The organism is Streptomyces sp. NBC_01474, assembly GCF_035918215.1.
Taxonomy (GTDB): Bacteria; Actinomycetota; Actinomycetes; order Streptomycetales; family Streptomycetaceae; genus Streptomyces; species Streptomyces aureus.
Window position 1 is genome coordinate 7,626,632 of sequence record NZ_CP109449.1, and the last position, 24,015, is coordinate 7,650,646.

At 71.7% G+C, this 24,015-nt stretch carries 29 protein-coding genes and 1 pseudogene; 17 read left to right on the forward strand and 13 right to left on the reverse strand.

The window, feature by feature from the left end; all coding sequences use genetic code 11:
• Positions 1–61 precede the first annotated feature (61 nt).
• A complete protein-coding gene (locus tag OG758_RS34710; protein ID WP_382060474.1) occupies positions 62–1,084 on the reverse strand; it encodes a class I SAM-dependent methyltransferase in 1,023 nt (340 codons plus the stop codon).
• 143 nt (positions 1,085–1,227) lie between these two features.
• Between OG758_RS34710 and rpsA the strand changes: the two genes are divergently transcribed.
• Entirely contained in the window at positions 1,228–2,733 is a 1,506-nt protein-coding gene (gene rpsA / locus OG758_RS34715) for a 30S ribosomal protein S1 (protein ID WP_326713528.1), read from the forward strand.
• A gap of 92 nt (positions 2,734–2,825) precedes the next feature.
• On the opposite strand, the pseudogene OG758_RS34720 reads toward rpsA, so the two are convergent.
• Positions 2,826–3,188 (reverse strand): annotated as a pseudogene (locus OG758_RS34720) (right-handed parallel beta-helix repeat-containing protein); the annotation flags it as partial.
• Positions 3,189–3,374: 186 nt separating this feature from the next.
• Here OG758_RS34720 and OG758_RS34725 point away from each other — a divergent pair.
• The 4 genes from OG758_RS34725 (at position 3,375) to OG758_RS34740 (ending at position 5,825) form a co-directional block, all read left to right on the forward strand.
• The gene (locus OG758_RS34725; RefSeq protein WP_326713529.1) at positions 3,375–4,313 is read left to right on the forward strand and encodes a PAC2 family protein; all 939 of its coding nucleotides are present in this window, start codon (positions 3,375–3,377) and stop codon (positions 4,311–4,313) included.
• 41 nt (positions 4,314–4,354) lie between these two features.
• Entirely contained in the window at positions 4,355–4,957 is a 603-nt protein-coding gene (coaE, locus tag OG758_RS34730) for a dephospho-CoA kinase (protein ID WP_326713530.1), read from the forward strand.
• A gap of 13 nt (positions 4,958–4,970) precedes the next feature.
• Positions 4,971–5,354 carry a DUF3592 domain-containing protein gene (locus OG758_RS34735; protein ID WP_326713531.1) on the forward strand — a complete coding sequence of 128 codons (384 nt, stop codon included), beginning with the start codon at positions 4,971–4,973 and terminating at the stop codon, positions 5,352–5,354.
• A gap of 102 nt (positions 5,355–5,456) precedes the next feature.
• Entirely contained in the window at positions 5,457–5,825 is a 369-nt protein-coding gene (locus tag OG758_RS34740; protein ID WP_326713532.1) for a tetratricopeptide repeat protein, read from the forward strand.
• A gap of 45 nt (positions 5,826–5,870) precedes the next feature.
• Here the strand turns inward: OG758_RS34740 and OG758_RS34745 are convergent, their stop codons facing one another.
• A complete protein-coding gene (locus OG758_RS34745; protein WP_326713533.1) occupies positions 5,871–6,158 on the reverse strand; it encodes a DUF6343 family protein in 288 nt (95 codons plus the stop codon).
• A gap of 248 nt (positions 6,159–6,406) precedes the next feature.
• Here OG758_RS34745 and OG758_RS34750 point away from each other — a divergent pair, with 248 nt between their 5' ends.
• The 3 genes from OG758_RS34750 to OG758_RS34760 all read left to right on the forward strand — a co-directional run bounded on the left by OG758_RS34750 (position 6,407) and on the right by OG758_RS34760 (position 8,584).
• Positions 6,407–7,348 carry an acyltransferase domain-containing protein gene (locus OG758_RS34750; protein WP_326716136.1) on the forward strand — a complete coding sequence of 314 codons (942 nt, stop codon included), beginning with the start codon at positions 6,407–6,409 and terminating at the stop codon, positions 7,346–7,348.
• 8 nt (positions 7,349–7,356) lie between these two features.
• Positions 7,357–8,034 carry a class I SAM-dependent methyltransferase gene (locus OG758_RS34755; RefSeq protein WP_326713534.1) on the forward strand — a complete coding sequence of 226 codons (678 nt, stop codon included), beginning with the start codon at positions 7,357–7,359 and terminating at the stop codon, positions 8,032–8,034.
• Between the two features lie 97 nt (positions 8,035–8,131).
• A complete protein-coding gene (locus OG758_RS34760; RefSeq protein ID WP_326713535.1) occupies positions 8,132–8,584 on the forward strand; it encodes a DoxX family protein in 453 nt (150 codons plus the stop codon).
• A gap of 38 nt (positions 8,585–8,622) precedes the next feature.
• Here the strand turns inward: OG758_RS34760 and OG758_RS34765 are convergent, their stop codons facing one another.
• Positions 8,623–9,189, reverse strand: coding sequence for an RNA-binding S4 domain-containing protein (locus OG758_RS34765; RefSeq protein WP_326713536.1), 567 nt, complete (start codon positions 9,187–9,189; stop codon positions 8,623–8,625).
• Between the two features lie 133 nt (positions 9,190–9,322).
• Between OG758_RS34765 and OG758_RS34770 the strand changes: the two genes are divergently transcribed.
• Complete coding sequence (locus OG758_RS34770; protein WP_326713537.1) at positions 9,323–9,580, forward strand: hypothetical protein; 258 nt, start codon at positions 9,323–9,325, stop codon at positions 9,578–9,580.
• Here OG758_RS34770 and OG758_RS34775 read toward each other — a convergent pair.
• Positions 9,534–9,893, reverse strand: a complete 360-nt coding sequence (locus OG758_RS34775; protein ID WP_326713538.1) for a (2Fe-2S) ferredoxin domain-containing protein — start codon at positions 9,891–9,893, stop codon at positions 9,534–9,536. The two genes, OG758_RS34770 and OG758_RS34775, sit on opposite strands and share 47 nt — an antisense overlap.
• A gap of 251 nt (positions 9,894–10,144) precedes the next feature.
• On the opposite strand from OG758_RS34775, the gene OG758_RS34780 reads away from it, so the two are divergent.
• Positions 10,145–10,927: a nucleotidyltransferase family protein gene (locus OG758_RS34780; RefSeq protein ID WP_326713539.1), complete on the forward strand. Its 783-nt coding sequence runs from the start codon at positions 10,145–10,147 to the stop codon at positions 10,925–10,927.
• Here OG758_RS34780 and OG758_RS34785 read toward each other — a convergent pair.
• Positions 10,882–11,511, reverse strand: a complete 630-nt coding sequence (locus tag OG758_RS34785; protein WP_326713540.1) for a 2'-5' RNA ligase family protein — start codon at positions 11,509–11,511, stop codon at positions 10,882–10,884. The genes OG758_RS34780 and OG758_RS34785 overlap by 46 nt on opposite strands.
• 205 nt (positions 11,512–11,716) lie before the next feature.
• On the opposite strand from OG758_RS34785, the gene OG758_RS34790 reads away from it, so the two are divergent.
• Positions 11,717–13,582 (forward strand): FUSC family protein, encoded by a 1,866-nt coding sequence (locus OG758_RS34790; RefSeq protein WP_326713541.1) that lies wholly within the window; start codon positions 11,717–11,719, stop codon positions 13,580–13,582.
• 9 nt (positions 13,583–13,591) lie between these two features.
• Here the strand turns inward: OG758_RS34790 and OG758_RS34795 are convergent, their stop codons facing one another.
• Positions 13,592–14,425, reverse strand: coding sequence for a S1 family peptidase (locus OG758_RS34795; protein ID WP_326713542.1), 834 nt, complete (start codon positions 14,423–14,425; stop codon positions 13,592–13,594).
• Positions 14,426–14,637: 212 nt separating this feature from the next.
• On the opposite strand from OG758_RS34795, the gene OG758_RS34800 reads away from it, so the two are divergent.
• Positions 14,638–15,321 carry a DUF899 domain-containing protein gene (locus OG758_RS34800; RefSeq protein ID WP_326713543.1) on the forward strand — a complete coding sequence of 228 codons (684 nt, stop codon included), beginning with the start codon at positions 14,638–14,640 and terminating at the stop codon, positions 15,319–15,321.
• 193 nt (positions 15,322–15,514) lie between these two features.
• Positions 15,515–15,694 carry a hypothetical protein gene (locus OG758_RS34805; RefSeq protein ID WP_326713544.1) on the forward strand — a complete coding sequence of 60 codons (180 nt, stop codon included), beginning with the start codon at positions 15,515–15,517 and terminating at the stop codon, positions 15,692–15,694.
• 18 nt (positions 15,695–15,712) lie between these two features.
• Here OG758_RS34805 and OG758_RS34810 read toward each other — a convergent pair whose 3' ends face one another.
• Together OG758_RS34810 and OG758_RS34815 are read right to left on the reverse strand one after the other, a co-directional pair.
• Positions 15,713–16,165: a hypothetical protein gene (locus tag OG758_RS34810; protein WP_326713545.1), complete on the reverse strand. Its 453-nt coding sequence runs from the start codon at positions 16,163–16,165 to the stop codon at positions 15,713–15,715.
• Complete coding sequence (locus OG758_RS34815; protein WP_442810370.1) at positions 16,153–16,893, reverse strand: ATP-binding protein; 741 nt, start codon at positions 16,891–16,893, stop codon at positions 16,153–16,155. Before OG758_RS34815 ends, OG758_RS34810 begins: the two co-directional genes overlap by 13 nt.
• 249 nt (positions 16,894–17,142) lie before the next feature.
• Here OG758_RS34815 and OG758_RS34820 point away from each other — a divergent pair, with 249 nt between their 5' ends.
• Both OG758_RS34820 and OG758_RS34825 read left to right on the forward strand, forming a co-directional pair.
• Positions 17,143–18,012, forward strand: a complete 870-nt coding sequence (locus OG758_RS34820) for a helix-turn-helix domain-containing protein (protein WP_326713547.1) — start codon at positions 17,143–17,145, stop codon at positions 18,010–18,012.
• Positions 18,013–18,285 carry a DUF397 domain-containing protein gene (locus OG758_RS34825; RefSeq protein ID WP_227294109.1) on the forward strand — a complete coding sequence of 91 codons (273 nt, stop codon included), beginning with the start codon at positions 18,013–18,015 and terminating at the stop codon, positions 18,283–18,285.
• A gap of 64 nt (positions 18,286–18,349) precedes the next feature.
• On the opposite strand, the gene pdxR is transcribed toward OG758_RS34825, so the two are convergent.
• Positions 18,350–19,771 carry a MocR-like pyridoxine biosynthesis transcription factor PdxR gene (gene pdxR, locus OG758_RS34830; protein ID WP_326713548.1) on the reverse strand — a complete coding sequence of 474 codons (1,422 nt, stop codon included), beginning with the start codon at positions 19,769–19,771 and terminating at the stop codon, positions 18,350–18,352.
• Positions 19,772–19,812: 41 nt separating this feature from the next.
• On the opposite strand from pdxR, the gene OG758_RS34835 reads away from it, so the two are divergent.
• Positions 19,813–20,319, forward strand: coding sequence for a carboxymuconolactone decarboxylase family protein (locus OG758_RS34835; protein ID WP_382060465.1), 507 nt, complete (start codon positions 19,813–19,815; stop codon positions 20,317–20,319).
• A gap of 21 nt (positions 20,320–20,340) precedes the next feature.
• Here the strand turns inward: OG758_RS34835 and OG758_RS34840 are convergent, their stop codons facing one another.
• The 3 genes from OG758_RS34840 to OG758_RS34850 form a co-directional block, all read right to left on the reverse strand.
• Positions 20,341–21,831 (reverse strand): glutamate synthase subunit beta, encoded by a 1,491-nt coding sequence (locus tag OG758_RS34840; protein ID WP_326713550.1) that lies wholly within the window; start codon positions 21,829–21,831, stop codon positions 20,341–20,343.
• A gap of 93 nt (positions 21,832–21,924) precedes the next feature.
• Positions 21,925–22,404, reverse strand: a complete 480-nt coding sequence (locus tag OG758_RS34845) for an anthrone oxygenase family protein (protein WP_326713551.1) — start codon at positions 22,402–22,404, stop codon at positions 21,925–21,927.
• Between the two features lie 97 nt (positions 22,405–22,501).
• A complete protein-coding gene (locus OG758_RS34850) occupies positions 22,502–23,224 on the reverse strand; it encodes a DUF2293 domain-containing protein (RefSeq protein ID WP_326713552.1) in 723 nt (240 codons plus the stop codon).
• An 83-nt stretch (positions 23,225–23,307) separates the two neighbouring features.
• Here OG758_RS34850 and OG758_RS34855 point away from each other — a divergent pair, with 83 nt between their 5' ends.
• Positions 23,308–23,958 carry a uridine kinase gene (locus OG758_RS34855; protein WP_326713553.1) on the forward strand — a complete coding sequence of 217 codons (651 nt, stop codon included), beginning with the start codon at positions 23,308–23,310 and terminating at the stop codon, positions 23,956–23,958.
• Positions 23,959–24,015: the final 57 nt, after the last annotated feature.

The window sequence follows — 24,015 nt, forward strand, 5'->3', positions numbered from 1 at the left end:
AGTCTCTCCCCGGGTGCACCCCCGACCGGAGGGTGGGGGACTTCGGCCGGGGGAGTCCCGTCTAGCTTCGCTCGCAGACGAAGATCGCCGTGCCCGGGATCAGGTTTCCGCGCAGCGGGGACCAGCCGCCCCACTCCTGCGTGTTCCACGCGGGCCACTGCGGCTCGACGAGGTCCACCAGGCGGAAACCGCCGGCCACGATGTCACGCACCCGGTCACCGACCGTCCTGTGGTGCTCCACATATACGGCGCGTCCCTCGTCGTCCTGCTCCACGTAAGGGGTGCGGTCGAAGTAGGAGGCCGCTACGGACAGGCCCTCCGGACCCGGCTCGTCCGGGAACGCCCAGCGGATCGGATGCGTCACCGAGAACACGAACCGGCCGCCGGGCCGCAGCACCCGGTGCACGTCCCGGAGCACCCGCACGGGATCGGCGACGAAGGGGAGCGCGCCGTACGCCGAGCAGGCGAGGTCGAAGGAGCCGTCCGCGAAGGGCAGCGCGCCCGCGTCCGCCTCCACCAGCGGCACCGCGCCGCCGTCGATACGCAGGGCGTGCTGGAGCTGCCGGTGGGAGAGGTCGAGGGCGACGGGGTGCGCGCCCTGCGCGGCGAGCCAGCGCGAGCACTGCGCCGCGCCCGAGCCGATCTCCAGAATCACCTTGTCCTTCAGGTCCTCCGGCGGGCCGAGCAACTCGGCCTCCACCTCGTCGAGGCCCTCGGGCCCCCATACGAAACGGTCGTCCCCGAGGAAGGTGCCGTGCTCGACCTGGTAGTCGTCCGCGTTCCGGTCCCACCAGCCACGATTGGCACGGGAACTCTCCGTGACGTCGGCGTCGCGCCGGGTGGCTTCGGGCTCGAACGGTTCAGGCTCTTGGATGATGGGCTCCCTAGTCGTACTCTTCCGTTCAACCCGTCGCGGCAGAGTGCCTGGCGGCCCATGTGGCCTCGTGCGACAGGTTTTGTGCCGGGTATGCGAAGTTCGCCCCGGGTGTGCGTGTTCGCGCATTGACCCTGTCCGGCTGCCCCCGTATGCTACAAGTTGCGCTGCGAGCCTGCGCTCCTCAGACATAGCAGGCTGCGCTCGCATCTGTATGTATGTCCCCTCGGTTATCGAGGCGCTCCCTTCGGGAGTGGCGCTTCCTGAACTGTCCGGCCTTCTGCAGTGCGATCACGGGCTCCCGGCGTAGCAGTACCTACGACTTCAATGTCCGTACCGGAGCCCTTACCCACATGACGAGCAGCACCGAGACCACCGCCACCACTCCGCAGGTTGCGGTCAACGACATCGGTGACGAGGAAGCATTCCTCGCCGCGATCGACGAGACGATCAAGTACTTCAACGACGGTGACATCGTCGATGGCGTCATCGTCAAGGTAGACCGGGACGAGGTTCTCCTCGACATCGGTTACAAGACCGAAGGCGTGATCCCGAGCCGCGAGCTCTCGATCAAGCACGATGTCGACCCGAACGAGGTCGTCAAGGTCGGCGACGAGATCGAGGCCCTGGTTCTCCAGAAGGAGGACAAGGAAGGCCGTCTCATCCTGTCCAAGAAGCGTGCGCAGTACGAGCGCGCCTGGGGCACGATCGAGAAGATCAAGGAAGAAGACGGCATCGTCACCGGTACCGTCATCGAGGTCGTCAAGGGTGGACTCATCCTCGACATCGGCCTCCGTGGCTTCCTGCCGGCCTCCCTCGTCGAGATGCGCCGCGTCCGCGACCTCCAGCCCTACGTGGGCAAGGAGCTCGAGGCCAAGATCATCGAGCTGGACAAGAACCGCAACAACGTGGTCCTGTCCCGCCGTGCCTGGCTCGAGCAGACCCAGTCCGAGGTCCGCCAGACGTTCCTCACGACCCTCCAGAAGGGTCAGGTCCGCTCCGGCGTCGTTTCCTCGATCGTCAACTTCGGTGCCTTCGTGGACCTGGGTGGCGTCGACGGTCTCGTGCACGTCTCCGAGCTGTCCTGGAAGCACATCGACCACCCGTCCGAGGTTGTCGAGGTCGGCCAGGAAGTCACCGTCGAGGTTCTCGACGTCGACATGGACCGCGAGCGTGTCTCCCTGTCGCTGAAGGCGACGCAGGAAGACCCGTGGCAGCAGTTCGCCCGTACGCACCAGATCGGCCAGGTCGTCCCCGGCAAGGTCACGAAGCTGGTTCCGTTCGGTGCGTTCGTCCGCGTGGACGAGGGCATCGAGGGTCTGGTCCACATCTCCGAGCTGGCCGAGCGCCACGTGGAGATCCCGGAGCAGGTCGTCCAGGTCAACGACGAGATCTTCGTCAAGGTCATCGACATCGACCTCGAGCGTCGCCGCATCAGCCTCTCGCTGAAGCAGGCCAACGAGGCCTTCGGTGCCGACCCGTCGACGGTCGAGTTCGACCCGACCCTGTACGGCATGGCCGCGTCTTACGACGACCAGGGCAACTACATCTACCCCGAGGGCTTCGACCCCGAGACCAACGACTGGCTCGAGGGCTTCGAGAGCCAGCGCGAGGTGTGGGAGAACCAGTACGCCGAGGCGCAGCAGCGCTTCGAGCAGCACCAGGCTCAGGTCATCAAGTCCCGCGAGGCCGACGCCCAGGCCGAGGCCGAGGGTGCTGCCGCTCCGGCCGGCGCCCCGGCTGCGTCCGGTGGCGGCGGCGGTTCGTACTCCTCGGAGTCGGACGACAACTCCGGCGCGCTTGCTTCGGACGAGGCGCTCGCCGCGCTCCGTGAGAAGCTGGCCGGTGGTCAGAGCTGATCTGAACCCTCCGGGGTTCGGTAAGTAGTTGAGCGGGCTCGCACCCTTGGGGTGCGGGCCCGCTTCTCTGTGTCCGCCGACGTTTCCTGCTCGGTGACCGGTACGTTCGTCAGGCCCTTGCCGCCTGTCACCGTGTTGCTCGCGTACACCGTCGTCCCGCAGCTTCCGCCGGCGTTCGTCACGTTGATCGCCAGTTGCTTGTCGCCGGTCGCGCCACGCGGATCCGACGTGTTGGAGCGGAAGACCGTGCCGCAGCCCCAGCCGGACTGCTGGGTGTGGCTCTCGTAGCCGTTGTTCGTGGTGGCGCTGCCCTCGTTGTTCTCGACCAGGACGTCATTGCCCTTCACGTCGACCCAGGAGCCGTCGAAGTTGGCCCCGGTCAGGCCGCTGCCGTCGAACGTGTTGCCGACGATCCGCGTGCCCGTCGCGCCCTCCTTGATGCCGACGTTCTCGCCGCAAAGGTGGTTCTTGTACGTGAACTCTGGGTGCACATGCGAACGCGGAAAAATGGCATGACTGCGTCAAGGTCTGTACCAGGGGGCGCCCTCGGTCGTCAGAAGCCGCCCGGGAGGGGCGCGGAGAGGGAATGCCCGCGCCCCAACAGGCGTTCTGGGTGAGGAACACGAGGAGGAGCGGTCACAGTGCTTGATCCGCAGGGTTTGTACGCATGGGAGCCGAAGGGCCTGGCCGTGGTGGACATGGCGCTCGCCCAGGAGTCGGCCGGACTGGTCATGCTCTACCACTTCGACGGATACATCGACGCGGGTGAGACCGGCGACCAGATCGTGGACCGGGTCCTCGACTCGCTGCCCCACCAGGTCGTGGCGCGGTTCGACCACGACCGGCTCGTCGACTACCGGGCCCGCCGCCCGCTGCTCACCTTCCGGCGCGACCGCTGGACGGACTACGACGTGCCCGCCCTTGAGGTGCGGCTCGTCCAGGACGCCACGGGTGCGCCCTTCCTGCTGCTCTCGGGCCCCGAGCCCGACGTCGAGTGGGAGCGATTCGCGGCCGCCGTGAAGGAGATCGTCGAGCGGCTGGGCGTGCGCCTCGCGGTCAACTTCCACGGAATTCCGATGGGCGTCCCGCACACGAGGCCCGTCGGCCTCACGCCGCACGGCAACCGGACCGATCTCGTCCCCGGCCACCGCAGCCCCTTTGACGAGGCGCAGGTCCCCGGCAGCGCGGAGTCCCTCGTGGAGTACCGCCTGATGGAGGCCGGACAGGACGTACTCGGTGTCGCCGCGCACGTCCCGCACTACATCGCGCGCTCGCCGTACCCGGACGCCGCGTTGACCGTCCTCGAAGCCATCACGGCGGCGACCGGCCTGGTGCTGCCCTCGGTGGCGCACGGGCTGCGCACGGAGGCGCACCGCACGCAGACGGAGATCGACCGGCAGATCCAGGAGGGCGACGAGGAACTCGTCTCGCTCGTCCAGGGACTTGAGCACCAGTACGACGCGGCGTCGGGTGCCGAGAGCCGCGGGAACATGCTGGCCGAACCGACCGACATCCCGTCAGCCGACGAGATCGGTCTCGAGTTCGAGAAGTTCCTGGCCGAACGCGAGGGCGACGCATAGGGGCTGTGGTCAGCGATGGGGCCCTCGCCTAAGCTGCCCGCATGCTGAAGGTGGGTCTGACCGGCGGAATCGGCGCCGGCAAGAGTGAGGTGTCCCGGCTGCTCGTGGAGCACGGGGCCGTACTGATCGACGCGGACCGCATCGCGCGGGAGGTCGTGGAGCCCGGAACTCCCGGACTCGCCGCGGTCGTCGAGGCGTTCGGGAGCGATGTGCTCGCGCCGGACGGCTCGCTGGACCGGCCGGCGCTCGGCGCGATCGTCTTCGCCGACGCGGACCGCCTCGCCGTCCTCAACGCGATCGTGCACCCGCTCGTCGGCGCCCGCTCCGCCGAACTCGAAGCCGCCGCCACAGGTGACTCCGTCGTCGTGCACGACGTACCGCTGCTCGCCGAGAACGCTCTGGCGCCGCTGTACGACGTCGTGGTCGTCGTCGACGCGAGCCCCGAGACCCAGCTCGACCGCCTCGTCCGCCTGCGCGGCATGAGCGAGGAGGACGCCCGCGCCCGCATGGCCGCCCAGGCCACCCGCGACAAGCGCCTGGAGATCGCCGACATCGTGATCGACAACGACGTACCGCTCGACGAGCTGCACCGGCGGGTCGGCGCCGTCTGGGCGGACCTCGCGCAGCGGGCGGCCGCGGCTTAGAAGGGGGACGGGCGTGGTCGTACTGGCGGCGTTCACCTTTCTCGGCGGCCTGGTGGCGATCCTCGCCGGGGCGTACGGGCTGCGGCGGACCCGGCGGATCAGCGAGGCCGGACGCGTCACCCAGGCACTCGTGAAACCTCCGCAGGCGGGTTCCGAGCGGCCCCTGCTGCAGTTCGAGACGCACGACGGCCGCGTCGTCGAGGTGCCGTCCCCCGCGCCGCCCACCCGGCGGCTGCCGCTGCGCCCGGGCGGCCTGGTCGGTATCGCGTACGACGTCGACGACCCGCGCGAGACCGTGCTCATCGGCGGCGAGCGGCCCGTCCTCGACTGGGTGTTCGTGGCCGCGGGCGTGGCGCTGGCCGTGCTCGGCGGGGTACTCGCGGTGACCGGGCGCTGAGCGTTCGGCTCGGTCGGACGTACGTACGTCAGGGTGTTACGGGGGAGGAATAGGGCTGACAGTCCACGCCGTTGACGTGGATGACGAAGGAGGGAGACCGCTGTGCCCCACTCCAACCCGGAGACGCACGTCATCGACTTCCGCGCCGCTGAGCACCTGCTCGCGGCGCGTGACCCGCGAGGTGCGGTGAAACTGCTCGATCCGGTCATCGCTGCCCACCCCGAGAACACGGCGGCGCGGCTGCTGCGCGCCCGCGCGTTCTTCGCCGCGGCCCAACTGCGCGCGGCCGAGCTCGAGTTCACCATCGTCCTGGAGCGTGAGCCGGACAACGCGTTCGCGCACTTCGCGCTCGCCCGCACCTATCAGCGTGCGGCGCGGCCGGACCAGGCGAGGCGCCACTTCCGGCTCGCCGCGGCGCTCGATCCGCAGCCGGACTACGTGGCCGCGGCCGCTTTCGACGACGCTCCGTAAGGCGACGCTCCGTAGGGTGAGGCCCCTGGGGTGTTCCAGGGCGGTCTAGGGCTTGTCGTGTGGGGGATGGTAGGGCGGTACGTGCGGGGGATCATAGGGCGGTACGTCGGGGCCCGGCTGGTAGTGCGGGCCCTGCCGGATGTGGCGGGTGATCACGAACAGGTCGACGGTCACGATCAGCCACAGCACCCCGCAGGCGAGCGCCCACCACGGGCGGTCCGTGAGGATGAACGCGACCGTGCCGAAGATCGACCAGGCCAGACCCCAGATGCTGAGCCACAGGCGGGCGCGCAGGGCACTGCGCGCGGTCGCCGGTTCACTGCCCGTGCGCATCGTCACCACCTCCGCCCGTGAAGAGGTACCCCCTCAAGGGTGCCTCTTCACGGGCGGAGGTGTCGGGTGCGTCAGGCCTCTCGCGCGGCGCACCGTTCCCTGAAATGGTGAGGTGGTTTCCGGTCGGTGGAGTGCGGCCGCCGGCGTTCGGCCGGCGGAGGGGAGGACGCGTGCTGGACGGGCGGAAGAGCGGCGAGCGGCTCGCAGGGTGGGCGGAGGCGCTCGACGGACGGGGGCGGGCGGAGGCGGTGATCCCCGACGCGGAGGACCTGCCCGAGGTCCTCCTCGACCTCGGGGTCGCCCACGAGGACATCAACGAACTCGTCGCGCTGCGCCCCCGGGTGGCCGACGATCCCGGAGTGCGCGATCTCCTGGAGCGGGCCGTGGGCGCCGTCACCCGGGACATGGGCACCGTCGGCGGAAGTCCCCACTTCCCGTCCCCGCCCGACGGCGGCGACCTCCTCGAACGCTGCTTCTCCGTGTACGTCTACGTCGCCGCGCTGCCCGCCACGCGCGCGTACCACCGCGGTCTCGGCGTGCCCGACGACGTCTCGCGGCGCACCCTCGCCGACCTCGGACGACACATGGCCGTCCACCGCAGGCGGTACGGCAGTTGCGGCATCCACGCGGTCGCCTGGCTCGGCCTGCACTTCCATGGGGAGCTCTACCAACTCGGCCGGCTCCAGTACCAGCGGGCCCTGCTCGGCGGGCGCTCGGGCGACGGTGTCGCCGCGGCCGGTCTGCCGTTGACGACGGGCGACCCTTGCGTCAGCCTCCATATCCCGGATTTCCGGGGTCCGCTGTCCCCGCGGGCGTGTGACCGGTCCCTGGCCCTGGCAGGGGAGTTCTTCGCACGGCACTATCCCGAGGAGCGCTACGAGATCGCCGTGTGTCACTCCTGGCTCCTCGACCCCCAGCTGAAGGAACATCTGCCGAAGGACTCCAACCTGGTGCGCTTCCAGGAGCGGTTCCGCACTGCGTGGGACACCGAGCCGGACGACGGAGTCCCCGTCGGGTTCGTCTTCGGTGACCCCGCCCTCCCCGTCGAGGACCTGCCGCGCCGCACGAGCGTCGAGCGGGCCGTCGGCGACCATCTGCGGCGCGGCGGGCACTGGTACGGAGGGCATGGCTGGTTCCTGTTGCCGTGGTCGGGAACTGCCGCCCAGGGACGGCTCGTTGAAGGGGCATGAGCCTTGAGATGCGTGAGGGATACGGAGGGACGGGACCCGGCGCCATCACGCCGGACGGCTGCGCGGTCGATCTGTACGCGCGCCTGCCCGTAAGGGAAGAACCCGACATCATCGCCACGGCCGTGCCCGCGGGAGCGAGCATCCTCGAACTGGGCAGTGGCGTCGGCCGGATGACGCACCCCCTCATCGAGCGCGGCTTCACGGTCACAGCCGTGGACGAGTCCGCCGAGATGCTGGAGCGCGTGCGCGGCGCGCGGACGATCTGCTCGCCGGTCGAGGCGCTGGACGCGGGCGGGACGTTCGACGTGGTGCTGCTCGCGTCGTTCCTCGTGCACACCGGGGACGTGGCGGTGCGGCGGGGGATGCTCGACACGTGCCGTCGCCATGTCGCGGACGGGGGCTGCGTACTGATCCAGCGCGAGGGCCCGGACTACCACACGAACCTGCCGCGCGAGCGCGTGGACCCGAGCGGCTTCACGGTCCGCATCGTGTCCGCGGAGCCCGTCGGGGACGGGGTGAACTCGGTGCGTGCGGAGTACGAGTTCCCCGACGCGGCCTGGACGCACACGTTCCTGGCGCGGCCCCTGACACGGGAGCAGTTCGAAGAGGCGCTCGCCCAGGCCGGGCTGAAGGTCGACCGGTACCTCACGGACGACCAGGTGTGGGTGCGGGCGGTGCCTGCATAAAGGTGCCGGGCGACCGATGAGTTGCCTGGGGTGCCGCCGTCTACCTCTGTGACAGCCGGACAGCAAGGCCCGGCGCCGACTCACCGAGGAGCACCGCATGTCCGAGACCACGGCCCCCGTCACGACCGCCGCTTCCGCCGCCTCCGTCACCCCGGCCGCCGGCAGGGCCCGCGCCGCCCGCATCGCGCTGCGCACGCTCACGGTGCTGCTCGCGCTGTTCTACGGCGTCGCGAGCGCCCTGCCCAAGCTGATCGCGCACCCCTCGGCCGTCGAGGCGTTCGACACGATCGGGTGGGGGAGTGCGGCGATGTACATCATCGGCGTTCTCGAACTGGCCGGAGGGATCGCCCTGTTGGTGCCGGTGCTCTCCGGGGTCGCCCCGATCGCGCTGAGCGCGCTGATGGCCGGAGCGTTCGTCGTGCAGATGTCCTACTTCGACGGGGAGAACGCGGCGACGCCGCTCATCCTGATCGTCCCGTTGGCGCTTCTCGCGTGGACACGGCGCAGGAGCAACGCGGATCTGGTCCGCCTCGTCAAGCGCCGGGCGTGACCCGCGCGGCCGGAGGCTGACCCCGTCGACGTACGGGGTCAGTCTTTTTCGCGTCCGTCCGCGTGATCCTGCGCCGGGGGTACGGGGCCCGCGCCGAATGTCGCGCGCAGCCGGTCCATGTCCCTGCGGTCGCGCTTCGTCGGGCGGCCCGCGCCGCGGTCGCGGACGGCCACGGGGGCGACGGCGGCACGAGGCGGGGGCGGCGGGCTGTTGTCCACGTAACACTCGACGGCCACAGGGGCGCCCACGCGCTTGCGGATCAAGCGCTTCACGATCACGACCCGCTCGTGCCCGCCTGCCTGCCGTACCCGCACCTCGTCGCCCACGCGCACGTTGTAGGCGGCCTTCACTCGCTCACCGTTGACCTTCACATGCCCGCCCCGGCACGCCGTCGCGCCCGCCGAGCGCGTCTTGGCCAGCCGCACGGACCAGATCCAGCTGTCGATCCGCACGCTCTCACCGGCGCCGGGACCGGCCGCCCGCGCCGCAGCCGCCGCGTTCGAAGCCGTATCCGAACCGGAAGCCGAACCAGTACCCGAACCGGAAGCCGAACCAGTACCCGAACCGGGATCCGAGGCGGTGTCCGAAGCAGTATCCGAAGCCATGCCTCGACCTTAGTCCCGGATTGCCCTGATCCGGCGAGGCGCCCGGACGCCACCCGCCACCCCGGCGAATAAGCCGGACAAAATGCCACATACATTTCAAGGGCAGTCACCGGACAGCGAGGGGTACGGACGCTTGGGCGTCAGGGACCTGCAAGCCGAAGTCGACGGCCTGATGGACGGACTCCGCGCCGATCTGGAGCGGCTCGCCGCCATCCCGTCCATCGCCTTCCCCGGCTTCCCGGCCGAACCCGTGCGGGAGGCGCACGACCTGCTGGTCGGGCTGATCTGCGGGTTCGTGGGCGGCGTGGACGTGACGGATGCGCGTTCTTTCGGGCCTTCGGCTGTCAGCGGCGCGTGCGGCGGCGGGTCCGTTCGCCGGGGGTCTCGATGAACTGGAGCTCCAGGGCGGCCGGGGCCGCGGCGATCCCGGGGCCGCCCGCCTCGGCCCAGCGCAGGATCTCGTCCGTCGCGTCGTCGCCCATCGACCAGCCCACCCATACGGGGCGTCCGCCCCGTCGCCGGCCTTCGCCCGACGGCTGCACCACCATGACGTTCGCCTGGTCGCACGGGCCCAGACAGTCCGTCACCCGCACCGAGACCGCCCCGCCGGACGCGGCGGCCGCGGCCCGCAGCCGCTCCAACTGCCACGCGTGGTCATAGCCGGGGTACTTCGCCGTGCTGCCGCAGCAGCAGCCCCTGCACACCACGAGAGTGCAGGGGCGATGGGGGTACCTCGCTGCTCGAGCGGAGTCGAGAGCTCGGGGGAGGGCGGCACTGATCACGGAACGGGTGGGTCGGGCGGGTAGGGCGGGCACAGAACTCCTTGTCCGGGCGGGCACAGACGCGTTACGTACGGAGCGATTCTCCGTCATGTACGCGTCCGCCCCCAAGTACGGGCCCCGGGCGCCCCGTAATGGAGTCGCCTGTCCTCGCGCACCGTCGATAGCGTGGCTCCATGCCCGCCGCGCACGAAATCATGACCGACCGCGTCTTCCCCGACCACGTCGCCGACCGGCTCGCCGCGCTACCAGGTGTGCGGGCCGTAGCGCTCGGCGGATCTCGGGCCCAGGGCACTCAACGACCCGACAGCGACTGGGACTTCGCGATCTACTACCGGGGCGATTTCCAGCCGGACGACCTGCGGGGCGTCGGGTGGGAGGGGGAGGTCTCCGAGATCGGTGGGTGGGGTGGCGGGGTCTTCAACGGCGGGGCCTGGCTGACCGTCGACGGACGGCGCGTCGACGTCCACTACCGTGATCTCGACGTGGTGGAAGGGGAGTTGACCGAGGCTGAACGGGGGCGCGTCCGCTGGGAGCCCCTGATGTTCCATCTGGCCGGGATCCCGACCTACCTCGTCGTCGCCGAGCTCGCCGTCAACCAAGTGCTGCGCGGTACGGTGCCCCGCCCCGACCGCTATCCCGAGGCCCTGCGCAAGACGGCCCCCGAGATGTGGTGGGGACGCGCCCTGGGCACGCTCCAGTACGCCAAGGCCAACAACGCGCCCCAGGGCGGCAGGGCCGAGGTGCACGGAGCGGTCGCCGTGGCCGCGATGTCGGCCGCCCACGCCGTACTCGCCGCTCGCGGCGCCTGGGTCACCAACGAGAAGCGGCTCCTGGAGCGCGCGGGCCTGCTGGGCATCCACAGCGTACTGGCGGGGTCGTCGGCCGACCTGGCCGACGTGGTCGACCGGACTCAGCTCCTCCTGGAGAGCGCCGTCGACTCCGCGCGCAGGAGCTGAGCGGGCGAAGCCGGCCGTGCAGGCCGGGCGGGCGGAATCAGGGGTGCGGGCTGCGCGGGTGAGCGCCCCAGCTCGTACACCGCCCTGTCCTCCCATACCCGCCCGTCCGTCACGATCAGGCGCACCGACCCGACGCGCGCAGTCACCGGCAGCATGGGGCGCAGTTCCCGCTCCAGCGCGTCGTACGCCGCCTCGTACGTCTCGGGTCCCTCGTCGTTCGCGAGCGTGAGGTGGGGGTCCAGACCCTCCGGCCCGAACACGCCCCGGTAGGGGACCGCCTCCGGCCAGCGTTCCCGTAGCGACTTCGTGAGGGCGTGGACGGGGTCCTCGGGTGCGGGCGGGAGATAGAGGACACCCGGGTAGCGGCGGAACTCCGCGAACGTCAGGTCGAACGGGTCCCGGTCCGCGAACAGTGCCGACAGCTCGGCGTGGACCTCCGGCGTGATCCGCGCGGCGGGGAGAAAGGGGTACAGCACCGTGACGTGGGCCGGGAACGGCGCCCGCACGAAGGCGTCCGCCTCCGGGACCCGAATCGTCAGGGCCGTGTCGCCGGGCACGTCCGGCCAGCCGTCCTCGCTGCTCACGGCGCGCAATCCTGCCATGGCGCCGCCCGGGTGACCCGCGGCGGGCCCGTTCCGAGGAGTCCCGCACGAAGTCCCGCACATCGTCACATCGTGGAAACGCGCTCGTACCTTTCCCTCCAAATACGCCACCTACCGTTGACGCATCAGCCCAGGCCGACGTCGTCCCGCGGCACACCCCCGCCCCGGACCCGCCGACAGGAGCACCGTGCGCACCACCCTCCGCCCCCTTCCGCCCTGGCTCGGCCACGCGTTGCGCGCCCAGCGCGGCCCCGTCCCGTGGAGCGCCGTCGTGCGCGGCGCACTCGCCGCAGGGCCACTCCTCGTCGCGGCCCTGCTCGCGGGCCGTCCCTCCGCCGGGGTGCTCGCCGCGCTCGGCGCCATGTTCGCGGGAATCAACGACCGGCCCGGCAGCCGTCGCGCCGCGGTGCCCCGGATCGGGGTCCCTGCCCTGGTCGGTGCGGCCGGACTCGCCCTCGGTACGTGGGTCGGCGCGCATGCCGGTTCCGCCGCGCTGGTCGGCGTGTTCGCGCTGCTCGGGTTCGCGGGCGGCGCCCTCAGTGCCGTCGGGCCGATCGCGTCCGCCTGCGGAACGCAACTCCTCGTCGCCGTCGCGATCGGTGCGGGCATGCCGCTGCCGGAGGCCGGCTGGCAGCGGGCCCTGCTGTTCCTCGCGGGCGCGGGCTGGCTCCTCGTGCTGCGGAGCGTGCTGCCGTCGCCGAGTGCGGCGGGTGCGTACCGTTTCGACGGCGAACGCGCCGCCGTCGCCCAGGTGTACGCGGCCGTCGCCGGGCTCGTCGACGCGGCGGGCTCACCCCGGGCCACCGCACAACGCGCTGCCCTGACCGCCGCGCTCGATCACGCGCAGGACGCCCTGTCCGGACCGCGTCTGCGCCGGTTCGCGGGCTCCCGTGAAGAGCGCCGCCTCCATGCGCAGTACGCCGCCGCCCTGCCGCTCGGCGAGGCGGCCACCGCCCTCGCCTGGGCGGGAAGCCCTCTCCCGGCCCGCGCGTCGGAGGGCCTGTGGCGCCTCGCCGACGCCGTCCGCACCGCGCAGCCGTGCGGCCCGCTGCCCGCACCCGCCCGCTCCGACGCGGCCCTGCGCGCGCTGGACGAGGCACTGCTGCACGCGGCCGTGGCCTTCGACGGACCCGTACGTGGCCGGACCCGTATCGCCCCGCTCCCTGTCACCGTGAGTGCCACCGGCCTCGACGACCAGCCGCGTGAAGCCGGGCTCCAGCCGCTGCACACCCGCCCCCGCACCCCCGTCACCGCCCTGCGCAGAGTCGTCGGCCCCGCCGGGCGCGAGTACGGGATCCGGGTGGCGCTCTGCTTCGGGGCCGGGGCCGCCGTCGCCCAGCTCCTCCACAACGCCCACTGGTACTGGCTGCCCGCGACCGCCGTCTTCCTCGTCAAGCCGGACCTCGGGCCGCTCGCCTCGCGCGTGCTGTGCCGGGCGTTCGGGACGGTGTTCGGAGCGGCGCTCTTCGCGGGGCTCGCTGCGCTGCTGCCCGGCCCCGCGGGGCCCGTCGCGCTCGTGGTGCTCGGCGGCGCGCTGATTCCCGTGGGCACACGGCACTTCGCCGCCCAGACTGCCGTCGTGACCGTCTTCGTGCTGTCCCTCGTGATGGTGGGCGGAGAACCGCAGATGGCCCCGGCCCGGATCGGGGAAACGCTGCTCGCGTGCGCGATCGTGCTCTGCGTGGGCCACCTGCCGCTGCCTGTGCCGGGCCGTGGCGGCGGTGCCGTCCGTATGCGCCTGACCACCGCCGACGAGGCCGCGCAGGCCTACGTTCTCCATGTGCTCAGCGGGTCCGACGACCGCGCCGGACGGTGGACGCTGCGCCGCGAGGCGTACCGCGCGCTCGCCGAGGCGCGCACCGCGATCGACCTCGCCGCCGCCGAACTTCCCCCGCTCGCCCGGCACACGGCCGGTACGGAGGACGTAGCCGTCACCCTCGAAGCCCTCGTCGACACGACCACGTCCTGCGCCGTGCACCTCGACGACACGGGCCGTGTCCCGGAGCAGCACGCCGAACGGATCGACGCGCTGCTCGCGGAACTCATCGCCTAGGCGGAGGAGTTACGGCTTCGGCAGCTCACAGCCCGCCGCGCTCAGGTCGATCTTGTTGCCGATCCCGACGCACGGCACGATCCCGTACGTCTCCTGCGCGTAGTTGATGCCCTTGCGGACCGTGACGGTGCCGTTCTCGTCGACCTCGCACGGGTTGTTGTCCGTGCAGCGGGCGCCGTCCTCGTTGCCCGTGTTGTTGACCGCGACGACCTTGCCGGACGCCTGGTCGACGACGGGGGAACCCGAGGTGCCGCCGATCGTGTTGCACGTCGAGGTGTAGCGGACCGAGTCCTTCCAGGTCCACTCGCCCTCCTTGAGGCGGTACGCGAAGCCGTCGATGTTGCAGCTGTAGGTCTTCTTCCAGTAGCCGGAGACGACCGTGATGGCCGTGCCCGCCGTGGGGTGCGAGGCCGACAGTTCGAGGGCCTTGATGCCGTACGAGCTCTCGATCTGCTCGTAGGTGCTGGTGAGTTGGTAGAGCGAGACGTCCGTGTCCGTCATCGTGCCGTACGCGATCTTGTTCGCGCGCAGCGTCGCGACCTTGCTGCCCGCGGAGTTGAGCAGGCTGAAGGTGCGGGACGACGGCTGGTCGACGACGACCTCGCCCGGGCCGGGGAAACCGCTCTCGAGGCAGTGCCCGTTGGACATGACCAGGGCCGGGTCCGTGGGCTGTGAGTCCGGCACGCGAACGACCGACCCGGAGCAGTTGCTGAGCGCCACCGTCCCGGCGAAGCCGACCGCCTTGGCCTTGGCCTGGTGCTGGGCTCCGACTGCCGTGGCGGGCGCGGCTGTTGCTCCTATGAGGAGCAGGCCGAACACCGCACCGACGAGAGGCTTGTTCATGTGGGGGGTCCTCTCCCGTTGATTGCTGAAACCGACAACTACCGGTTTTGACATGTGCATTGTGGTGGTGTCGGCGTCAGCGGACAACAGTGCATGCTCAGCGAACACAACGGATCCCCCGGAAGAACTGCGAAAGTTTTCCGCCGCCGAGCGATGAGTTCCGCGAAGACCTCCGGTCAATCACCTGAGGAGTACCGACCCGAGGAGGACCCATGGGGCTGCCGGACGTCGTCACCCGCGATGAGTGGCTCGGCGCGCGCCAAGAACTGCTCGCCAGGGAAAAGGCGGCGACCCGCGCCCGCGACGCGCTCAACGCGCAGCGCCGCGAACTGCCCATGGTGGAGATCGAGAAGCTGTACGTGTTCGAGGGACCCGACGGCAAGGCGGAGCTCCTCGACCTGTTCGAGGGCCGCTCCCAGCTCATCGTCTACCACTTCATGTTCGGCCCGGACCAGGACGCGGGCTGCCCCAACTGCTCCGCGTTCCTCGACCAGATCGGACACCTCTCCCATCTGCGCGCCAGGGGCACGGAGTTCGCGGCCGTGTCGCGCGCCCCGTTCACCAAACTCCTGCCGTTCAAGGCCCGCATGGGCTGGACGGTGCCCTGGTACTCGTCGGCCACGAGCGACTTCAACCAGGACTTCGGCTTCGTGGCGGACGAGGAGCCCCACGACCTGCCCGGCCTCAGCTGTTTCCTGCGTGACGGCGACCGCGTCTACCACACGTACTCCACGACGGGCCGGGGCCTCGACGGCATCGGCTCCGTCACGAGCCTGCTCGACCTGACCGCGCTCGGCCGGCAGGAGGAGTGGGAGGAGCCGGCGGGGCGGGCGTCGGCGCTCGGGGCCCCGGCGGGCGGCGCGGGCTTCCGCTGTCACGACGACTATCCGGACTGACGTGACGACTATCCGGACTGACGCGGCGGCAAGCCGGACTGCCGAGGCGGTCCTCCGGTCCGCCGCAGCGGCGCCGCGCGTCTCAACTCGGTGTCATTGTCGTCACGTTGCGAGCCCTCGGGCGCCTCACGGGCGTTCTTCTCCGTAAGAACGCGCGACAGCGCACGTACGACGACGGGGGCAGGGGTGCACGATGATCGACGGACGAGTGGTACTTGAACGCTTTCCCGCGGGGGGACCGCGCGGATCATGGCCGGCCGAGGAGTTCGCGCGCGACCGGCGTCAGGAGGGTCAGCCCGCGGAGGTCGTCATGGATCTCGCGACGGACGCCTTCCTGGTGATCGTGCCGCGCGTGGAGGCTGTCGCGGGCTGATCCGGTGGAGCGTGCGGTTCAGGCGGCGTCGGCCGCGCCCGCGCCGATCGAGCGGGACCAGGCGGGCGTCGTGCCGGTGACCCGGCACAGCGCGAGATAGAGCGGGATCGGCGGGGTGTACGGGACGCTGCCGTCGGGCCGGTGGATGAGTCCGGGCGCGCGCCGCGCGTCCGGCACCAGCGCGCCGGTCGTGTATCTGGCCGGGGCCGGCCACTCCAGGGCGACGTCCGAGTCCGAGGGGACGATCCACCACCAGCGGTCACCGTCGGCGTACACGCACCCCATGCGCGGCAGCCGCGCGACCATGGCGCGCCCGCAGGCCTCGGGGACCGCGACGGCGTCGCAGCCGAGCGGGGCGGTCATGCCGTCGGGGACGGTGAGTCTGAGCGGGACGGTCCGCAGGATCTGCCGCTGCCGGGAGAACCGGACCAGCGAGTCGAGATCCATCGTGCGCGTCGTCACCACACCCATCCGGCTCCCGCCCCCGTCCCCGTACCGGGGCCGGCGGCCGGGCCGAAGCCGGTGCCGCACCCCGTCTCGAACTCTGACTCGAACTGCTGTGTGTCGAAGGCGGGGCCCGATTCGGTGCCCGGTCCTATGTCGGGGGAGTGAGGTGCTCCGCCGGTGTGCGGTTCACCGCTGTGGTGCGGCCTGGGAATCCCATGGGGTCCCGCTACGGAGGAGTGTCCTTGGGTGGCGTCCGCGTCCTCCGCGCTGTCCGCGTCGCGTGCGAGCTCGGCCCACACGAGAAGTCCGGGGCCGGTCTCCTGCGCGCCCCACGCGGTGCTCACCGCCGCCACGAGCAGCAGGCCACGCCCGTGCTCCTCCTCCGGCGCGACACGGCGGGCGGGATGCGGCTCGCCCGGGGCCCAGCCCTCGTCACGCACAGCTATCCGGACCCGGTCGTCACCGTCGTGGAGCTCGCACACTATGCGGCTGCTCGCGGTGTGGACGATCGCGTTCGTGACCAGTTCGGAGATCACCAGGGCGGCCGCGTCGCAGGTGTCATCGCACACTGCCCAGCCGCTGAGGTGGGCGCGCGTCAGCTTCCGGGCCTGGGCGGCAGAACCCGGGTGGGGAGCCAGTTCGAAGCTGCTGCGACGCACGGACGCGGCACCGGAGCGCGCATCGGGTTGGTCACCGAGCGTAGCTTCGCCGACTTCTGTTCCTAACGGCACGGACGGAATCACGCTTGCCACTATCTCCCCGTCGTGAACACTTGGCAAGAGCCACTCTGAAAAGTGCAGAGTGCAGTGTGCTCGCGCGTCGAGCCATGGCACACTGCTGACGGCGGTGTGCCGTACGGCGCCCGGCATGGCGAAAATGCCAATGATTTCAGGGAAGTTGCCCGGATTGACCGGGCGTCGGGGCGGTCCGGCTTCCCTCTGGGAGCGCGACCACACGCGCGACCGCAACAGGATCACAGGGACGACTGGGAGGTAGGGGGCGTGAGCGAACCGCGGTCCGCTCCGACCGTTGGCCAGGTCGTCCTCGGCCGGCGCCTCCAGGACCTGCGCGAACGCGCCGGGCTCAAGCGCGAGGAGGCCGCGAAGGTCCTGCGCGTCGCCCCCGCCACGGTCCGCCGCATGGAGATGGCCGAGGTCGGCCTGAAGATCCCGTACCTCCAGCTCCTCCTGAAGTCCTACGGCGTCACCGACGAAGAGGCGGACGCCTTCGTCATGCTCGCCGAAGAGGCCAACAAGCCCGGCTGGTGGCAGCGGTTCCACGACATCCTGCCCGGCTGGTTCTCGATGTACGTGAGCCTGGAGGGCGCCGCCAGCCTCATCCGGTCGTACGAGCCCCACTTCGTTCCCGGGCTCCTGCAGACCGAGGACTACGCGCGTGGAGTGCTGCGCTCCGGAGCCGTCGGCCGCGCCCTCGCCGAGGACCCCGACGTCGTCGAGCGGCATGTCGCGCTCCGGATGCAGCGCCAGGAGCTGATCACCCGCGAGGACGCCCCGCGCCTGTGGATGGTCATGGACGAGACCGCGCTGCGGCGCCCGGTCGGCGGCCCCGACGTGATGCGCGGTCAGATCGACCGGCTCCTGGAGGCCACGGAGCTGGCCAACGTGACACTGCAGATCGCCGAGTTCGCCGCCGGCCCGCACCCCGGCACGTACGGCCCCTTCGTGTTGTTCCGATTTGCCATGTCAGAACTGCCGGACATGGTCTACAGCGAGTACCTGACCGGCGCGGTCTACCTCGACGCGCGCCCCGAGGTGGCCACCCACCTCGAGGTCATGGACCGCATGGCGGCGCATGCCGCGACGGCACATCGCACAAAGGACATCCTCCGGGATCTCCGCAAGGAGCTGTGAATGGATCGGATCAAGGCCCGCATACGAGGTGTCGACGGGAAGGTCATCTACAACGGGATGCCCGCCCGCGACCTCGGCACCGAGGGCTGGCACAAGCCCTGGAGCGGCGGCAACGGGGGCAACTGCGTGGAAGCGATGAAGCTGGCCGACGGCCGGGTCGCGATGCGCCAGTCGGCCGACCCGGACGGCCCCGCCCTGATCTACACCCCGGGCGAGATCACCGCGTTCATCGAGGGCGCGAAGGCCGGGGCGGCGGACTTCCTGCTCTCGTGAGCGGACGGGGCGCGCGAGCCGTGGACCTGCCCTTCCGACGGACCCGCCAGCCGCTGCCGGGGTCTCAGTCCGGTGGCAGCACCCCGCACAGGGCGTCCAGCGCGGCGCCGTAGGCGTGGTCCGACGGCGTCGAGTAGCCCACCACCAGGCCGTCCGCGTGCGGCATCGTCGCCTCCGGGTGGCGGAACTCGGCGAGGCCGTCGAGGGCGACACCGCCCCACGCGGCGGCCTTGACCACGGAGCGCTCGGTCTCCGGAGGCAGCCGCAGCACCGCGTGCAGCCCCGCCGCGATCCCGGTGACCGCCACCCCGGGCGCCCGCTCGGCGAGCGCCTCCACCAGGCGGTCCCGCCGCCCCCGGTAGCGCTGCCGCATCCGCCGCACATGCCGGTCGTAGGCCCCCGAGAGCAGGAAGTCCGCGAGCGCCAGCTGGTCCGGCACGCTCGCCCACGCCTCCCGCTCGCCCTTCGCCGCGACGGCATCTCCCACCAGCCCCTGCGGGAGCACCATCCAGCCGAGCCGCAGCGCCGGCGACAGGCTCTTGCTGACCGAGCCGACATAGGCCACCCGTTCGGGGTCGAGGCCCTGTACCGCGCCGACGGGCCTGCGGTCGTAGCGGAACTCGCCGTCGTAGTCGTCCTCCACGATCAGCCCGCCACGCGCGCGTGCCCAGTCGACGGCCGCCGTACGCCGCTCGGCGTGCAGTGGGCCGCCCGTGGGGAACTGGTGCGCGGGTGTGAGCAGCGCGACCCTGGCGCGGCTCGCTGCGGCCGTCAACTCCCCGACGCGCGCGCCGTGTTCGTCGAGCGTCAGGGGCAACGTCCGTACGCCGGCGGCCGTCAGGATCGCGCGGTGGAAGCCGAGTCCGTACGACTCCACGGCGAGCGGTCCGCGCAGCACCCGGCCGTCGAACAGAAGCCGCAGGGCGTGCGCGAAGCCGGAGCAGATCACGATGCGGTCCGGCTCCGTCCGTACCCCGCGCGCGCGGGCCAGATACTCCGTGAGCGCCTCACGCAGCTCGACGCGGCCCTGCGGATCGCCCGGCCCGAACGCCTCGTTCGGCGCGGCCCGCAGCGCACGCCGGTACGCGGCCGCCCACTCCGCGCGCGGGAAGGACGACGCGTCGGGTGTGCCCTGGCGGAGGTCGTGGCGTGGCCCGTGCGTGCGGGCCGGTCCCTTCTTCGGGATGCGGCCGGGAGCGGGCGGCCCCGCCCGCTCGGCGACGCGCGTTCCCGAGCCCTGGCGCGCGGTCAGCCAGCCCTCGGCGACGAGCTCCGCGTACGCGTCGGCGACCGTGTTGCGGGCGATGCCCAGGTCGGCGGCGAGCGAACGGTAGGGCGGCAGCCGGGTGCCCGGAGCGAGCCGCCCCGAGCGCACGGCGTCACGCAGCGCCCCCATGAGCGCGGCCCTGCGACTGCCCGCACCGGACAGGTCCAGATGCAGGTCGGCGCCGATGCGCTCAGCGGAATTGACCCAAGAATCTGCCATGAGAATGCACCCTACAAGAGGTCTATCCGGCCCGTAGATTCATGGTCATGACGACGAACACGATCACCACGACGAACACCCGCTCCCACGCCCACTCGGCCGGCCGCATCGACTTCGCGAAGGCCGCGCCGAAGGTCTTCCGCTCCCTGATCGGCTTCGACGCCGCCGCCCGCGAGGGCCTCGACCCGGCCCTGGTCGAGCTGATCCAGATCCGCGCCTCGCACCTCAACCGCTGCGCGTACTGCCTCCACATGCACACCAACGACGCGCGCAAGGCCGGCGAGAGCGAGGACCGGCTGCACATGGTGGCCGTGTGGCGCGAGGCCCGGCACTTCTTCAGCGCTCGGGAGTGCGCGGCACTCGCACTCACCGAGGCCGTCACGCTCGTCGCCGACGGCGGCGTATCCGACGACGTCTACGCGGAGGCCGCGGCCCAGTTCGACGAGCAGGAGCTGGCGCACGTCCTGTCCCTGATCCTCACGATCAACACCTGGAACCGGATCGCCCTGTCGACCGGCAAGGTCGCGGGCACCGACGAGCGCAAGTGAACGACGAGCGCCGGCCGGCGCTCAGGCCATCATCGGACGGTCGTACGGCCCGATCGGCGCGGGCAGCCGCGTCGAGCCGGTCAGCCAGTGGTCGACCGCGGCCGCGGCCGAGCGGCCCTCGGCGATCGCCCACACGATGAGCGACTGGCCGCGGGCCGCGTCCCCGGCCGCGAACACGCCGGGCACCGAGGTCGTGAACCGCGCGTCGCGGGCGAGCGTGCCGCGGTCCTCCACGGCCAGACCGAGCTGACCGACCGGGCCGCCGGCGCCGCGCTCGGGCCCCGAGAAGCCGAGCGCGAGCAGCACCAGATCGGCGGGCAGCTCCCGGGACGTGCCCTCCCGGGGTCGCCGCGCCTCGTCGACCTCGACGAGATGCAGCGCCCTCACCCGGCCCCACTCGTCCCCCTCGAAACGCAGCGTGGATGCCGCGAACAGGCGCGCGTCGGCGTCCGCAGCGGGCGCGGTCCGCAGCTCGCCGGCCTCCTCGTGGGCGGCGGACAGCCGGTAGATCTTCGGATACGTCGGCCAGGGCTCGGCCAGCTCGTCGCGCTCGGCGCACGGCTGCCCGTAGATGTCCAGCTGCGTGACGGACGCGGCGCCCTCGCGCACCGCCGTGCCCAGGCAGTCGGCGCCGGTGTCGCCGCCGCCGACGATCACGACGTGCTTGCCCGCGGCCGACAGGGGGGAGGCTTCGATGTCGCCCTCGCACACGCGGTTGGCCAGCGGCAGATACTCCATCGCCTGCACGATCCCGGCCAACTCCCGCCCCGGAACGTCCAGTTCGCGCCAGGCCGTGGCGCCGACCGCGAGGACCACCGCGTCGTAGCGCGACCGCAGCTCGGCCGCGCCGATGTCGCGACCGACCTCCGTCGACGTACGAAAACGCACCCCCTCGTCCCTCAACTGCGCCAGCCTGCGGTCCAGATGGCGCTTCTCCATCTTGAAAGCGGGGATGCCGTAGCGCATCAGGCCGCCCGGCCGGTCGTCCCGCTCGAAGACCGCGACCGTGTGCCCCGCGCGGGTGAGCTGCTGGGCGGCCGCGAGCCCCGCCGGGCCCGAGCCGACCACGGCGACCGTGGCGCCGGACAGCCGGTCGGGCGGCTTGGGCGGGGCGAGACCGTCCTGCCAGGCGCGGTCGGCGATGGCGACCTCCACGTTCTTGATGGTCACGGCCGGCTGGTTGATCGCCAGGACACAGCCCGCCTCGCACGGGGCGGGGCACAGGCGCCCGGTGAACTCGGGAAAGTTGTTCGTGGCGTGCAGCCGGTCGCTCGCCGCCCGCCAGTCGTCCCGCGACACGAGTTCGTTCCACTCCGGGATCAGGTTCCCGAGCGGACACGCCTCGTGACAGAAGGGGACACCGCAGTCCATGCAGCGGTCGGCCTGCGCCTCGATGATCGGAAGGAGCGCCCCGGGGACGTACACCTCGGCCCAGTCATGGACCCGCTCCTGGACAGGGCGGCGTGGCCAGTCCTGCCGGGGGGTGGTGAGGAAGCCCTTGGGGTCGGCCATGGCCGTCTCCCTTGCCGTGTCCTTCTCGCCACAATACGTCCGTTTCCCCCGGTGCGCAGGGGCGCCGGCAGGGGTGCGGCAGGACGCGAAGGCTCAGGTCAGGGCGAGGATGAACGAGACCGATGCGGCCAGTGACGCACCACCCCTGACGTGGTTCCACATCAGCCACTCGGACACGTACGTACGCCACGGTCCCGCGCTGTCCGGCGCCTCGGGGTCGAGCTTGGCGAGCGCGTCGTTGCGCGGGATGTTCGCGGCGACGGTCACGCCGAACGCGCCGACGAGCTGGAGCGCGCTGCCGAGCAGCAGCTCCACGGTGCCCTGCTCCGGCCAGAGCACGAAGGTCACGACGGCGAGCACCACGCACAGCGCGGCGGCTCCCAGGAACACCACCATGAACGCCGGACCGACCGCGGCCACGTTGATCGCCTGCATCGCCGCGATGCCCTGCGCGGGCGGCAGCGCCGCGAGCCCCCTCATCACGAAGGTCGAGAACGCGATGAAGACGCCCGCCGTCACCCCGCAGGCGAGCGCGCCCAGGACGGTGAGCACGAAGTACGGTCCCTCGATCATCACAACTCCCCCTGCCGGCGATGCCGTTGGCGTCGCGGTCCGGTCGAGATCCTGCCGCACGGAGGGGACGGCCGCCACCGTGCGGCGTACACCCTTCTCACGATTCCCGCGCGCGCCACGCAGCCAGAACGGCCTCCACCGGTACCTCGATTCTCCGCCTGGCCTCGCCCCGCCGGACTCCGCTCATCAGCAACGCGTCGTACGCGGTCTCCGTGTGCCGCACCGCCGCCCGCACCGCCGCCGTCACCGCGGCCTGCGACAGGGCGCGGCCCGCCGCGCTGCGCCCCACCCGGCCGCTGCCGCGCAGTGACGCGTGGGCCGCGATCGCCTCCGCCCGGTCCGGCGGGCAGCCGGGGAAGAGCCGCAGGATCTCCCGCGCGAACGCGGCCGTGAACGTCGCGTCCTGCGCCGCCCTGCGCGCCGCGTCCCGTGCCCGGCGCCTGGCCCGCGCGTCCGCGTCCGCAAGGCACCGCTCCTCGGCGCGGGCCAGCGCCTCCTCCTCCACGAGGACGCCCTGGCGTTCGTAACGGCCGCGCCGCCGATGGAAGCGCACGACCACCGCCGACAGCGAACTGCCTTCCCCGGCACGGCGGGTGAGCGCCCAGTCGCCGCGCGGCAGATACACGAGATGCCCGAGGTCGGCGCAGTCGAGGCACCGCGGCGCCCCGTCCTCCAGGGTCAGCAGGTCCAGCGGTTCCCGGCGGCACTCCGCGCACTGCCGGCGCTTGAGCGGCTGCACGACGACCGGCCCGCCGAGCCCGGTGTGCGGCGGGGGAGTCCGGCGGTGAGCAGCCCGGTCGGGCCGGGCCTTGGCGGTCATACGCGGTTCATTCCCCGCGTGCGGGCGAGAACGCGTCGCAGGGGTACGGGTCCCCTCGGATCCTGTCCGGGTTACGAGGCATCATGAGGCGCGTGCGACTCGAAGCGATCACCTGGGAACGGCTCGGCGACGCCCTCGCCGAGCGGCTGCTCGAACTGAAGCCGGGCGACGGGAGTCCGTGGCCCCGTGTCGCCGTCGACGGCCCGCCGGCCGCCCGGCCCGGTGACCTCGCCGCACTGGTCGGGGAGGCGCTGCGGGTGCGCGGACGCCCCTCGCTCGCCGTGGACACGGGCGGATTCCTGCGGCCCGCCTCGTTGCGCTTCGAGTACGGGCGCGAGGACGTGGAGGCGTACTACAGCGGCTGGTTCGACACGGCCGCGCTGTGGCGCGAGGTCTTCGGGCCGCTCGAACCCGGCGGCACGGGACGCGTCCTGCCGGACCTGTGGGACCCGGCGGCCGACCGCGCGACACGCAGCACCTATGTCGAACTGCCGCCCGGCGGCGTCCTGTTGCTGCACGGCCCGCTGCTCATGGGGCACTGGTTCCCCTTCGACCTGACCGTGCACCTGAAGCTGTCGCCGGGCGCGCTGCGAAGGCGTACGCCCGAGGACGAGCAGTGGACGCTGCCGGCCTTCGAGCGCTACGAGAGCGAGACGGACCCGGCCGGCACGGCGGACGTGGTCGTTCGGGCCGACGACCCCCGGCATCCGGCCTGGGGCGGGCTGCCCGCGTGACGGGCGCGCTCACATGTCGGTGCGGGTCCGCTCCCAGGTGCGGGCCCAAGGCGGGGC